The sequence below is a fragment of the Pseudomonas sp. H2_D02 genome, assembly GCF_054677635.1.
In genome coordinates, this window is sequence record NZ_CP162816.1 from 2,485,931 (window position 1) to 2,498,683 (window position 12,753).

General features: G+C 55.0%; 15 protein-coding genes and 1 pseudogene. 14 read left to right on the forward strand and 2 right to left on the reverse strand.

Going from position 1 to position 12,753, the window contains the following annotated elements:
- The first annotated feature begins 12 nt into the window (after positions 1–12).
- The 12 genes and pseudogenes from AB4N42_RS11575 to AB4N42_RS11630 all read left to right on the forward strand — a co-directional run.
- The gene (locus AB4N42_RS11575; RefSeq protein ID WP_460116204.1) at positions 13–375 is read left to right on the forward strand and encodes an acyl carrier protein; all 363 of its coding nucleotides are present in this window, start codon (positions 13–15) and stop codon (positions 373–375) included.
- Positions 368–1,489: a hypothetical protein gene (locus AB4N42_RS11580; protein ID WP_460116205.1), complete on the forward strand. Its 1,122-nt coding sequence runs from the start codon at positions 368–370 to the stop codon at positions 1,487–1,489. Before AB4N42_RS11575 ends, AB4N42_RS11580 begins: the two co-directional genes overlap by 8 nt.
- Positions 1,486–2,745, forward strand: a complete 1,260-nt coding sequence (locus AB4N42_RS11585; protein ID WP_460116206.1) for a beta-ketoacyl-[acyl-carrier-protein] synthase family protein — start codon at positions 1,486–1,488, stop codon at positions 2,743–2,745. The genes AB4N42_RS11580 and AB4N42_RS11585 overlap by 4 nt, the downstream gene beginning before the upstream one ends.
- Entirely contained in the window at positions 2,745–3,986 is a 1,242-nt protein-coding gene (locus tag AB4N42_RS11590) for a phenylacetate--CoA ligase family protein (RefSeq protein ID WP_460116207.1), read from the forward strand. The genes AB4N42_RS11585 and AB4N42_RS11590 overlap by 1 nt, the downstream gene beginning before the upstream one ends.
- A gap of 132 nt (positions 3,987–4,118) precedes the next feature.
- Positions 4,119–4,529 carry a hypothetical protein gene (locus AB4N42_RS11595; RefSeq protein ID WP_460116208.1) on the forward strand — a complete coding sequence of 137 codons (411 nt, stop codon included), beginning with the start codon at positions 4,119–4,121 and terminating at the stop codon, positions 4,527–4,529.
- Positions 4,530–4,904 (forward strand): hypothetical protein, encoded by a 375-nt coding sequence (locus tag AB4N42_RS11600; RefSeq protein ID WP_460116210.1) that lies wholly within the window; start codon positions 4,530–4,532, stop codon positions 4,902–4,904.
- Positions 4,901–5,446 carry a hypothetical protein gene (locus tag AB4N42_RS11605; protein ID WP_460116211.1) on the forward strand — a complete coding sequence of 182 codons (546 nt, stop codon included), beginning with the start codon at positions 4,901–4,903 and terminating at the stop codon, positions 5,444–5,446. The genes AB4N42_RS11600 and AB4N42_RS11605 overlap by 4 nt, the downstream gene beginning before the upstream one ends.
- Positions 5,439–5,810 carry a hypothetical protein gene (locus AB4N42_RS11610; protein WP_460116212.1) on the forward strand — a complete coding sequence of 124 codons (372 nt, stop codon included), beginning with the start codon at positions 5,439–5,441 and terminating at the stop codon, positions 5,808–5,810. Before AB4N42_RS11605 ends, AB4N42_RS11610 begins: the two co-directional genes overlap by 8 nt.
- Complete coding sequence (locus AB4N42_RS11615) at positions 5,807–6,526, forward strand: SDR family NAD(P)-dependent oxidoreductase (RefSeq protein ID WP_460116213.1); 720 nt, start codon at positions 5,807–5,809, stop codon at positions 6,524–6,526. Before AB4N42_RS11610 ends, AB4N42_RS11615 begins: the two co-directional genes overlap by 4 nt.
- 82 nt (positions 6,527–6,608) lie before the next feature.
- A complete protein-coding gene (locus AB4N42_RS11620) occupies positions 6,609–7,469 on the forward strand; it encodes an arylamine N-acetyltransferase family protein (protein WP_460116214.1) in 861 nt (286 codons plus the stop codon).
- Positions 7,470–7,484: 15 nt separating this feature from the next.
- Positions 7,485–8,807, forward strand: a complete 1,323-nt coding sequence (locus tag AB4N42_RS11625; protein WP_460116215.1) for an ATP-grasp domain-containing protein — start codon at positions 7,485–7,487, stop codon at positions 8,805–8,807.
- 57 nt (positions 8,808–8,864) lie between these two features.
- Positions 8,865–9,082: pseudogene (locus tag AB4N42_RS11630) on the forward strand (DUF2802 domain-containing protein); the annotation flags it as partial.
- A 263-nt stretch (positions 9,083–9,345) separates the two neighbouring features.
- Here AB4N42_RS11630 and AB4N42_RS11635 read toward each other — a convergent pair.
- Together AB4N42_RS11635 and fliK are read right to left on the reverse strand one after the other, a co-directional pair.
- Positions 9,346–9,669 carry an EscU/YscU/HrcU family type III secretion system export apparatus switch protein gene (locus AB4N42_RS11635; protein WP_460116216.1) on the reverse strand — a complete coding sequence of 108 codons (324 nt, stop codon included), beginning with the start codon at positions 9,667–9,669 and terminating at the stop codon, positions 9,346–9,348.
- Positions 9,666–11,237, reverse strand: a complete 1,572-nt coding sequence (gene fliK / locus AB4N42_RS11640) for a flagellar hook-length control protein FliK (protein ID WP_460116217.1) — start codon at positions 11,235–11,237, stop codon at positions 9,666–9,668. Before fliK ends, AB4N42_RS11635 begins: the two co-directional genes overlap by 4 nt.
- 189 nt (positions 11,238–11,426) lie before the next feature.
- On the opposite strand from fliK, the gene ccmA reads away from it, so the two are divergent.
- Complete coding sequence (gene ccmA, locus AB4N42_RS11645) at positions 11,427–12,062, forward strand: cytochrome c biogenesis heme-transporting ATPase CcmA (protein WP_198797732.1); 636 nt, start codon at positions 11,427–11,429, stop codon at positions 12,060–12,062.
- Positions 12,059–12,727 (forward strand): heme exporter protein CcmB, encoded by a 669-nt coding sequence (gene ccmB / locus AB4N42_RS11650; protein WP_030141055.1) that lies wholly within the window; start codon positions 12,059–12,061, stop codon positions 12,725–12,727. The genes ccmA and ccmB overlap by 4 nt, the downstream gene beginning before the upstream one ends.
- Positions 12,728–12,753: the final 26 nt, after the last annotated feature.

Consider the following 12,753-nt stretch of genomic DNA (forward strand, 5'->3'; position numbering starts at 1 on the left):
ATAAGGAGTGTTATGTATCTCGCCAAAGTTAAAGAAATCGCTGCGAATATACTTTTTTTGGAGTCTTCAGACGATATTGGAAGTGACGCGTCATTCGAGGAGATAGGTTTTTCCTCCATCGACTTCATTGATTTTTGTTATGAGGTCAAGGCTCAAATAAATCCAAGTATTGAACCGCATGATATATGGCCATTTACGAGGTTGTTGATCGATCCGCAATTTTATGCTGAAGGGGGGTGGACTGAGGCAGGTAAAAAACTTACTAATGAGATATTAGAACTAGATAGCAGTGTGGAGGTAAATCCCGAGTCGCTGGATAAATACTGGACGCCAAAATTCTGCGCACAACGAATCGAGACGGTTCTAAATGCCTAATCTATTCATCACTGGTTATGGCATTGAACAGGCAGCGTTGAACACGCATGACTTGGTTCATTGTCTGAGTGGGCTCCCGGACGATTTGCCAGACAATCAGCCAGGAGAGGCGAAGTTGTTAGCGGCGATTGTTCCGTGCATCGCCCGCGAAGACCGGGCCATGCTAACCTCTCAAGCAATTTGTAGCCTTAATGTCGCTTTCTCGGCCATGAGCATGGCCGAGCAAAACGTTAGCTTCACTCCGGCTGAAAAAGACGCCATGTGCGTGTACACCACCTATGAAACGGTCCGAGACTTTCATGAGGTGATCTGGCAGTTCAAATCGTCCAGTGAATACACCGATAAGGCTACTTTGCTCGCCCACCTAGGTGAAATGGCCAATGCCGTGCACCCTTTGCGGCTGTTTCGCAAGCTGCCTACCAATGGTCTCTACCATTTATCAAAGCTCTTTGGGCTTCGTGGTGGCGGCTATCCGTTGCGTAAGATGTCGTTGGGCGGGCTCTCATTGCTGGAAGAGGCTTTCTATAACCTGCCATGCAGTGAGTCGAGGAGGGCCTTGATCTGTGCTTACGGTGATATGTCCAAAGCCGATAACGCCCAGGTGTTTAAAAAAATGGGCTTGATCGATGCCAGAGAGTCACGTCACTCAAGCGTTCAGGGAACCAGCGGCGCAGTGTCGCTGGTTGTCGAAACCTCGGATCGGATTTCCTGGGGGCAAGTCCAGCCACTGGCAGAAGTGTTTCTGGCGGTCAGTCGATTCTCCACCAGCATGTTCGCCACTCGCCAGGACTGGGTCGAGGCCTATGCACAACTGGAACCCTGGGTCCGAGACAGTCATCCGGTAGTGGTGCTTTACGACAACGGTGCACCCGGCATCGGTGATGCGGAGGCGCAGGCGTTGGAGAGCTGTTTGAATACCTTCGAATTACGTCGATACAAAACCAGGTCACGGTATGCGGTGGCCACCAGCGGCCTGGTCGATCTGGTGTGCGCGTTAGCCGACCCGTCCATTGAGCCGGGCCGGGTGATCATCATCCATGGCGAAGGTGCAGGGATGGGCCTTGGCTTGATCGTGTTGCGCAAGTCAACGCCATCACAGAGGGTGTCGTCATGAGTCAGCGAAAGGTTGTCATCAGTGGCTTCGGTTGTTGTACGCCGTTGGGTGATCACTATGCAGCTATTGAAGAAGCGTTACGTGATGGCCGTTCCGGTGTGAGAAAAATCGCCAAATATGACACCGCTACGTTCAAGAGCCATTTCGCAGGAATCCCCGAGTCGGGAAACTTTCCAACCCAGGGCGAACGGCAGCGATTCAGTCATGATGAGTTCTACACCCGTAAGGCCATGGAAAATCTGCTGACGTCGGTGTCCTTCGACCCAGTCTCCATTGGTGAGCATCGGATCGGTTGTTTTCTGGGTGTCGACGAACCCGTGGTGGACATTCAACAAACGGTCAATCTGGCGTGCGAGCTGAACAAGGTAGGTGGGCGGTTTATCAATCTTGATTTGGCCCTCGAGAAGCACTTTCGAGTGCAGGACTTTATTCGTTACGACCCGACCAATGCGCTGCGCTCCGTCCATAAATTTGTGCCGTTCAGAGGCCCTGCATCAGTGCATCTAGGGCTGTGTTCCGCTTCCTTGCAGGCGATCGGGATTGGTTTTCAAGCCGTGCGGCAGGGACGAGTAGTTGCGGCGATCGTCGGCGGCATCTCGGCGAAGGTCACCCCCGAGCATTACATTGGCCTGGAGTCGGTCGATATTATCGCTACCGATGAACGGCTCGATCCCATGGGTTTGTCACGGCCCTTTGATACGCGGCGTTCGGGTTATCTACCAGCTGAAGGTGCAGTACTGTTTCTCGTGGAGTCTCTGGACGCGTGTCTGAAAGCGGGGCGAGAGCCGCTGATGGAGCTGGCGGGTTTTGGCACCAGTACCAATGCCAGTCATATCGTCAAGCCGGCACCTGATAGCGCCGAAATGAAACTGGCCATGACCCGGGCATTGAGTAACGCCGGGTTACGTGCCAGTGATATTGGCATGGTCAATGCGCATGGGACCTCAACGATCCAGAATGACTTTCACGAGTCTGCAGCCATTTGCACTGTGCTTGGAGAACACGTGCCCGTCACCGCCAACAAGTCTTTGCACGGGCACATGATTGCCGCCGCCGGAGCCATGGAAACTCTCAATACATTGATCAGCCTGCGCTCGGGTTTCATTCCCGGGACGATCAACCTTGAGACCAAGGACCCCAACTGCCTGGCTAATGTTTCTCCGTTCACTCGGCAGCGTACTGTGGATTACTGCCTAAAAAACTCCTTCGGCATGGGCGGCCTAGCCGCGTCGATGATATTTAAAAGAATCGGATAATGAATATAAAAAACCGTACTTCGTTTGACATCGATAAGTTCAACAAGATGGTTGGTGAGTATGCTGAACAGGCTTACCCGCTGAATTTGCCTACGGTTATGGGGTATGAAGATTTCGTGCAGAAATACCCGCCAATGAGCAAGAAAGCACTCATGGATGTGAGTGATACGCTGATTGACTCCGACAAGCTTAAACAATGCTATGTCATCTCTACATCGGGCACCACATCGCCCCCCCTGATACTGGCCAGTCGTATTTTTCAGCGCGTCACAGAAGACAGCTACCCTTACCAGGTTCGCGGTTTCATGGCCGAGCATGTGTTTTGTGCCGACGATACCGTAGTGAATCTCTTGACCGCCGGATGCTTGGGTTACAACTACGAAGGCATGTGCCGGATGCTTGAGCCGATTGGCTCGACAGTGCTGCCAGTGGGGCGTCCCGACGTAATGAACAACATGCCGTCGTTGCTAAGCACCATGAAGCGTTTCAACGCAAATGTGTTGGTGGGCTCACCAACCGGAATCATCCAGGTCGCGCAGGCAGCAGAAAGGCTCAATGTAGATCTGGCGATCACCAAGATTGTATTTGTCGGAGAGGCATTCCATCTGAGCAAGCGCGGTTTCATTCAGTCCCTATGGCCGAAGGTGCGGTTCTACAGCCTTTACGGGGCCACCGAGCTGGGGTTCATGGCGGTGAATACGCCAGCCATGGAACCGCACCAGCACTTGATACTGTCTGACTGGTTCTTCATGGAACAGACCGATACTGGCGAGTTGCTGATCACCGATCTGAAGGCCCCGATGGTGCCCATCATTCGTTATCGAATAGGTGATGTTGGCGAGTTGACCCAGAGGGGAGACAAGCATTACTACCTAGAAATCGGGCCAAGAGTGGCCGAGGAGTTTAGTCTCGGCGGTCACCGCATCAGCCTGACGCAGGTTGCGCAGGCATTGATTGCTGCCGACGTATCGGCGGAGGCGTTTCAGGTGAGCCTATCGACGACCGATGCTGGCAAGGACTGCATCACAGTGCTCGTCGATGTCGAACCATCGGCTATTGATGCGTTCTGGACAGCACGCCTGGAAGAGCAACTCTTCCAAATCCTGAAGTTGAAAGAAGCGGTGGCGCGTGGTGTTGCTGTAGTCAAGTGGGCAAGCAATGCAGACTTCTCCTATAACCCACGGGGCAAGCTCAACCGTTTGCTAGATCGGCGCAATCAACTTCCAATGGCAGTCTTATAGACATCGATTGTTTCAGGCACAGGCAGTGTCAAAGGAGTTTTATGCTCGACATTTTGCGAGGTACGCCACTATGGGTTTACGCAGCTTTTTTTATCGTGACGTATTACGGCGTAATTGCCTGCTATAAGAACCATGAAACGAAAAAAGTCGTTGCTACTGACACCGGCGATATTCGTCGCTATTTCCGTGGCCTCGCTGAAAATCTCCCAAGGGTTCGTGGTTCCGCTTTCGGTTTATGCGCTGGGGTTACTGGTTGGGTGGTTGCTTGCCTTGCGTTTCTATACGTACCATAACGTGGAACGTGAAGGGGAGAGGCTGGTGCTGGGTGGCACGATCAAAGTGCTAATTGTGTATTGGTGCTTCTTCGCCTGGCGTTATTACAGCGGTTACCAGGAAGCGATGCATGCGGAACTGACCAATGAAAAATCGTTAGTGGTCTGGTCGTCATTGGGGTCTGGGTTGATCAATGGTTTGATCGTTGGACGCAGTCGCAGGTTATTGCGTTTTTTTAAGTCCGATAATATGCCAGCGGGATCATTCTAAATGACGGCTTATCTGGAAATTTGTCCCCAGGTAATCGAGTCGGAACACGGCTGGCGCAGTCAAGTTAACGAAGGGCACCTTGACCGCTACATTGAATGCTATGGCGCGATCGTGGTGCTGGTCGAATTGCTCAATCAGTTTGCCGTGCGTTGCGTACGAGGGACTTGCGACGCGAGACGGTCGACGCATTACGTTCCCGCATTGATTACCGGGCTGCAAAGTTTGAACCCGCAGCGGATATCGCAATTGACGGGACGGGTCAGCCTTGACAGCGGCGCAGGGCGCGTCGAAGTGTTCGGTTCACTTGACTTGGACACTCGGGATTGTCTGCTGGCGACCATTACAGTTTTAAGTCTCAAGGGGCAAAAGTCATGACCAAACTCATAATTCCATGGTTATTGTTTCCCTACCTCCTTGACTGGCTCGATGGCAATTTTGCGGAAGCCGCACTGACGGTGGCCTTTTTGATATTCCTCCTCTGTTTCGACACCCTTCAAAAGGGCTTCGTCATTGAGTGTACGTTGGTCATTTGCCTACTTGGGGTGGCGCTGATTTCCTTGTATGTGCCGGAGGTCGCAATGTTCGAAGTCGTCAAGCTCCTTTTGTATGGCGTATTAACCGTCGTGGGTTGGTGGAGTGTGTTTCGCAAACAGCCCTTTACCCTGCAATACAGCGGGGAAGGCGTGGTTGATAATATCCGTCAGTCGAGCGAGTTTTTCGAAATAAACAACATCATCACTAAGGCTTGGTGCATGACCTTCTCAATAAATTGGGGGTTGGCTGGCTTGAGTCTCGGTTTTGAAACGTACTGGCCGGTCTTTTTGATCGGCTCTTATACGAGCATTTTGGTGGCATCGGTAGTAACGGAGGTTCTCCCTAATGCCTACTTTAGTAAAAGGACTTCAGTGAATGCCTGAGTTGCAGATTTTTCTAGTGGATGCGTCAGCGGTCTCAGCACAGAGCTTTGACGCTCGACTGACCGTTAACGCAGCAGCGCCTATATTCGCAGAACACTTTCCCGATTATCCGATTGTGCCAGGCGCTTGCATCGTCGGTTTTGTCACTAACTGTATTGCCCGGATGCAAAGTGCGCACGTGGGCACGTTGACCATTTCTCGGGTCGCTTTTCTCGAGCCGATCACTCCACGGCAGGAGCTATGCCTAGAGATCGACAAAAAGCCTGGGACTCAAAGTTCCGATGAAAATTACTATTTCAGACTCCATCACGAGGCCATCAACTATTGCCGCGGTGTGATAGCGCTGGAGGGGGAGAAGACATGAATGGCATTGCAGTGGTGACTGGTGGCACCCGGGGTATCGGCCGTTGTATCGCCGAAAAACTGCTTGGGGCCGGTTATAAAGTGATTGTCACTTATGCGCGCGATGAACGGGCCGCGGCCAGTTTCATGGAAGATTTTCCTGATCTTAGTGTCGTGCAGCTGGATAGTCGAAATATTGATCAGGTGCGTGCATTGCGTGACCGAATCCTCGCCGAGGGGGGACTTTCGGTTTTGGTCAATAATGCTGGTATTACCGGAGACGGGATATTTTTGAGCTCCAGTCATGAGGCGTTTAATCAGGTGATGGATACTAATTTTGGCGGTACCTTGAATTACTGCAATGTTTTCGCACCCGTGATGACCACCGCCCGCTTCGGCAATATCATCAACATAAGCTCGGTGGCTGCTACCAAAGTAAAACTCGGCAATACCGCCTACGGGTGTGCAAAAGCAGCTATTGAGCGATTGACTCTCGGGTTGGCTCTGGAGTTGGCAAGGTTTAATGTAAGGGTCAATGGTATTGCCCCAGGTTTTGTTGATACTGATATGTTCAAGGCATTTGCGCGGGGTAGCGAGCGTGATGTTTTGAAGTCGATACCCGGCCGTAAAATCATGAGGCCGCAGGAAGTTGCCCATATGGTCTTGTTGTTGGTTTCCCGTCATATCAATACAACGGGCACGATACTCAAGATCGGCAATGGCGAGAATATCGGTTAACTTGAGTTTTTTGTCCAGGCCGCGTCGCGGATTGTTTTTCCTTTATATAGCTGAGCCCTCCCTATCTTAGCGAGGTTGACCCTTGAATACTGAAATAATTTCATCGTGCGAGGGGATTGCACCTGCGTCATTAATCCCTGACTGGCTGGCTCTTTATTTCCAGAGAGTTAATCTGGCAGTCCCTTCGGACACAAGTGCCGGAACGTTGGCCGACATCCATTTTGCTCACGTGAATGCCATTGCGTACGAAATGCTCGATGTCTTTCTGGGCATCGTGCCTTCCTTCGACATGACTGAAATCAGTGACAAACTGATCTCAGGGCGTCGGGGCGGTGGATGTACCCAGATGAACGGTTTGCTGGCTGTGGTATTGGAAACGCTCGGTTTCAGCGTCCGGCGCAGCCTTTCGGCAGTATCCCGGGAGAACGGCGTCATGAATCTGTCCACGCATATGGTGCTGTTGGTGCGTGCCGATGACGAAGAGTGGCTCTGTGACGTCGGATTCGGTTATCGAGGTTTCTTGTACCCTCTGCGCTTACTTAACAATGCGCAGGTAGTGCAGGGTGTTCATGAGTATCGAGTGCTTCGAGTTGCGAAAATGATGTGGAGCATCCAGTATCGGCGAGGTATCCAATGGATAAATATGTATGTGCTGCGAGACGCCAGTTACGAAGTTGATGAATTTGTGGTGGGGCAGTTTTTTAATGCCTATTCACCATTGTCTCCATTCAGCAATAATTTAGTGTGTGCCAGACCGTCTCTCCAGGGTGGGCGTTATTTAGTCAATAACGTTTTGGTCTCCATTCAAGAGTGCACACGTACTCGACGTGTTGTTAGGTCAATGCGGGAGTTGGTGGAGGTGTTGAAAGAGTATTTCGATATAGAACTCGAAGTAGCGGATTTTGTTTCTCCTCCTGTCGATTTGTTTGATGGTCTCCGGTAAATAAAAGGAATAAAAATGCCGTCATGTTTAATTGTCAATCCCGTTTCAAATGCCAATATTCTGGTGCGTTATTTGAAAGATCGAGGAGTGGATTGTTTTGCGATAATTGAACTCGATAAAGTGGCACGGATCCCGAAACTCAGTGCGAGGAAGAAAGGTGAATTTCAGACTGAGTTGTATAAAGGCATTTTTACCTGCGAAGATCAATTGCCTCTTGTGGAGAGTGGCTTGTTCGATGCTGTTTTGCCAGGAAGTGAGAATGGTGTCTTTCTAGCGGAAAAACTCGCCGCCAGGTATTCATTGCCGGGCAATGACCCGGCCACATCATGCAGACGTCGGCACAAAGACCAGATGCAACGCTCGTTGGCGGAGGCGGATCTGGCATTTATTCCCACCGCCGTCATCAACGGGCGAGAAGGTGTTCAGCCAGCGATGTCCCAGTGGGAACACTATCCTTGTATTCTTAAGCCTCGGTCGTCTGCCGACGGCGAAGGTGTGCAGCGTTGCAACAGTCCTGATGAGCTGCAACAGGCACTGGAAAACGCTTCTTGGGATATGTTTTCTGCGACTTGGACGGTCAACGACCATTTTCTGTTACAGCCAATGATCCAAGGGCCGGAGTACGTTGTCGATCTGGTGGCCTGTGCAGGTAGCTACGTTATTTCATCGGTTTGTCGTTATATCCGCACTGATGAACTGGACATTGCCGGGTGCGACTTCGTGAAGAAATTTACCTTCATGCTGCCGCTTGATGCGCCAGTCAGCAAAGCCTTAAGCGATTATGCCAAGCGTGCCGCTAGAGCGCTGGATGTCACTTATGGTGCAGTGCATATGGAGTTGATCATGGGCGAGAACGGTCCTGTGATGATCGAAGCTGGCGCCCGCATGCATGGGACCATTACACCCAAGCTGTTTTCCGAGTGTTACGACTCATCGCTGCTGGCGCAGTTGTACGAGGCGTATTTTGGAGATAGCTGCGATTTGCGCGATGCAGTACTTTTGGCGCCCGCTGTGGTTTCTGATGTCATTTGCATCGAGGCCGGTATTTGCTCAGTCAGCGAGTCCCTGCTGGAGCAAACCGTGACGGGCCTGATGTCCCTTAAGGGATATGCTTGTGCGATCGGTGAAGGGGACGAGTATGTGGTGACCCACAATCTTTTTTCATCACCGATGAATGCCTGTTTCTGCAACGTCGACACCGACCAGTTATGGGTTGATGTGACTGCCTTCGACCGGATGGCGGAGCGTCTGATGGGCGGTGTCGCCTTCAGCGAAGACGACTGGCAATCCATTCGCCTGATCTATGAAGGTTACCTGGCAGTCGATGCGCCGGGATGATGAGCATCGTCTGCGGGCGGCGTTCTCATTCTTCATCCTGGCTCAACGGGTGTTATGGGCGATGCGCTGCGCGACCAGTGCATCAAGGACCTGGCCAAGCGCGTCGACTATTACCAGAACGGCACCGTGCGCATGGGCGAAGCGCTCCATGAGCTGCGTGCCGTGGTCGCGCCGTTGCCGGATAAATTCGCCCAGTTGGAACAGCGCGCCCCTCCAGCCTGTCCTTCGCCCAGGCCGAGGCGGAATTGATGAGCAAGTTGCACAAGGGCGGTTGATCGCCTTCGCCCGAAACTTATGTGTGCGAGCCTGCTCGCGATAGCGGTGTGACAGTCAACCCATGTGTTGAATGTGCGACCGCCTTCGCGAGCAGGCTCGCTCCCACAGGTTTTTCTGGCGGGTACATCAATCATCCCAGCCAAGCCACCTGTGGCGAGGGAGCTTGCTCCCGCTGGGTTGCGCAGCGACCCCGGGCTTTTTACGACTGCTGCGCAGCCGAGCGGGAGCAAGCTCCCTCGCCACGGGATAGTGCCTTCAGCGACTAGTAATCATCCCCACGTTCCGTCACATCTTTCTCCACACTCTGCGCATGCGGGTCAAAGCCCTGGGGGAACTTGCCCTTCAGGTTCCACGCAAACGCGATGATCTCGGCAATCGTGCGGTACAACTCTTCCGGGATGCTGTCCCCCAGCTCTATGCGCGCCAGCAGTTTCACCAACTCGGCATTCTCATAAATAGGTACTTCGCTTTCCCGGGCGATGCGCAGGATTTCCTCGGCCAGGGCTTCGTCGCCCTTGGCGGTGAGTGTCGGGGCGTGGTGGCCGTCGTACTTGAGGGCGATGGCCTGGCGGGGTTCTGTGTTCATGCGGTTTCGTCCACCCAGCGTTGTTCCAGCCGAGTCTTGGGGCCCTGGGGCGGGGTGCCGAGGTGGCAATCGAGGTCGCCGACGTTCAACCCGCACGTCACCAGGCGTTCACGCAATGCGGTCAGGTTCCGTTCGATCAGGCTGGCGGTGTACGGCCGTTCTGCCCACAACTGGCTGGACAGGCTGCCACTGAGCAACTGGGCCTGAATCTGCAGCGGCCCCAGCGGTTCCATGTCGAATGCCAATTCGACCCGCCACAGTTGCTGTTTCGGCTCGGGTTGTTCGCGGCGTTCGTCCGGTTGTTCCCGGGCGGCGGTTTCCTCACGCTGGAACTTGACCTGCAGCGGCACGATGTCCTGCAGGTTGCGCATCGGAATTTCCAATTGCCACGTACTCATCAGCCGACCGTCATCGGTCAGCCCGGTTTGCTCCAGGCTCGACAATTGATGGCTTTGCAGGCGTGAAACGGCGGCGGCTGCCAGGCGCAGCAGGTGCTCCAGGTCGCCTTCTTCGTCTTGTCCCTTCAACAGCCGCGAGGGCAATGGAAAACTGGTGGGTTGTGGCTTGGCGCTGACTTGGCCGAGCATCCCCAGGGCGCTGCGGACAAAGCTGGGCAGGGCCTGGGCCAGTGTGTTGGCGGCGATGATGGCAGAGAGGTTGGTGGAGGCGGGCAGGGCGGGTGTCAACTGGGCGATCAGTTTCAGCAGGTCTCCCTTGAGGTCCGGCGCCAGGCTTGGCGGCTGTCCGGCCAGGAGTTTGCTTTCAAGGAACGCGCCGCTGGCGATCATCGCTTGGGCCAGTCCCTTGGGGGTGCTCAGTTGTTGTACATCCGGAAGACCGGCCAATAGGCGCGTCACGGCGGCGCGCAGCTCGGGGCCGGTTTCGTCACTGGCGGGAAGGTTCTGCAGGGCGGCGAGCAAGCTGTCCAGCGAACCCTGGCGGCTTACCTGCGTCACCAGTTGCTGGCTCACCGCCAGTTGTTCCTGGCGATTGCTCAAGGGCACGAATTTCAATGTCTGCGCGTCTTGCACTTGCGCACTCAACAGCATGCCGATCCGCAGCGGCTGTGGACTGTCAATGTCCAGGGTACTGCCGGCCTGGGCGGTGTTGAGCAGGCTCACCAGCGAGCGATACACCGCCGGTTGCCCCGGCAGTTGCGGCAAGGCCTGGCTGGTCAGCACCTTGCCTTGCAACAAGGTGCCCACGGGCAACTGCGTGGTGTCGATTCGGGTGAGGGTGGCGACACTGGAGGCGAGGGCCTGCTGCACGGTGATCGCCAGGTTGCTGGCGGACGGCTGGGTCACGGCCAGGCTGGTGCCCTGGAGCAATGGCTGGGTGCTGGTGGCCTGTACGGTGGCTTGGCGACCGCTTTCCAGCGTGACCTTGAGCAGCAACTGAAACGCCTGGTCCGCCTGCTTGAGCGACAGCACCTCGGCCTGGGCCGTCTGGCCAGGGCCGATCAGCCCTTCGGCGGGTGCCAGCAACTTGAGCAATTCGCCCGTCACCGCGGGCATTCGCGTCGTTGCCGTGACCTGGGGCAGTGGCGGGATGTTCATGTCGCCTGTCATTAGCGGTCTTACCTTGGAATCAGCCCAGAGGGGGCTTCACATGTATAATGCCGCCCGCCTTCCGGAGAGTGGCAAAAACCTTGCAATTGTTTGACGCAGCTCTGTGGAACAGGCCATCAATGCATCTATGCTGCACTACTTTAACGGCCGCTGCATGGCCGACTTGAACCGTATAAGGCCCGCGATCCCTTGACCAGTCCTCTCCTGCAAACCGTCGGCCTCGCCTGTGAGCGAGACTTGCGGCTGCTCTTCGAAAATCTCGAATTGAGACTCTCGCGTGGCGATATGGTGCAGATCAGTGGCCCCAACGGCAGTGGCAAGACCAGTCTGCTGCGCCTGCTGGCCGGGTTGATGCAGCCCACTGCCGGCGAGATCCTGCTCAACGGCCAACCGTTGCATAGCCAGCGCAGCGAGCTGGCGCGCAATCTGTTGTGGATCGGCCATGCCGCCGGCATCAAGGATCTGCTGACCCCCGAAGAAAACCTCAGTTGGCTCTGCGCGCTGCATCGTCCGGCCGAGCGCGAGGCGATCTGGCAGGCGTTGGCGGCGGTAGGATTGAAAGGTTTCGAGGACGTGCCGAGCCACACCTTGTCGGCTGGCCAGCAGCGCCGCGTGGCCCTGGCGCGGTTGTATCTGGACAGCCCGCCGCTGTGGATCCTCGACGAGCCGTTCACCGCACTGGACAAGCAAGGCGTGGCGCAGCTTGAAGAACACCTCGCCCGGCACTGCGAGAACGGCGGCATGGTGCTGCTGACCACCCATCACACCTTGGCCCGGATGCCCTCCGGTTATCGCAGCATTGACCTGGGGAACTGGGCGGTATGAGTGTCTTTGGCCTGTTGCTTGCCCGTGAAGCGCGCCTATTGTTCCGTCGTCCGGCCGAACTGGCCAACCCGTTGGTGTTCTTCGCCATCGTGATCGCGTTGTTTCCGCTGGCGGTCGGCCCGGAGACTCAATTGTTGCAAACCTTGTCGCCGGGACTGGTCTGGGTGGCGGCGCTTTTGTCGGTGCTGCTCTCGCTGGACGGGCTTTTCCGCAGTGATTTCGAAGACGGTTCCCTGGAACAGTGGGTCCTTTCGTCGCACCCCCTGGCCCTTCTGGTTTTGGCCAAGGTACTGGCACACTGGGTTTTTTCCGGGCTGGCGCTGGTGCTGCTCTCGCCGTTGCTGGCGATGATGCTGGGTTTGCCCGCCGCCTGCATGCCGGTGCTGTTGTTTTCGCTGTTGTTGGGCACACCGGTGCTGAGCCTGCTCGGCGCGGTGGGCGCGGCGCTGACGGTCGGGCTCAAGCGTGGTGGCTTGTTGCTGGCCTTGCTGATCCTGCCGTTGTACATACCGGTCTTGATCCTTGGCAGCGGCGCTTTGCAAGCCGCACTGCAAGGCATGCCGGCGACCGGGTATCTGCTGTGGCTTGGGAGCCTGACCGCCCTGGCGATAACCCTGACACCCTTTGCAATAGCCGCTGGCCTGAAGATCAGCGTCGGCGAATAATAACGAGGCCTGGTCAAGAATTGACC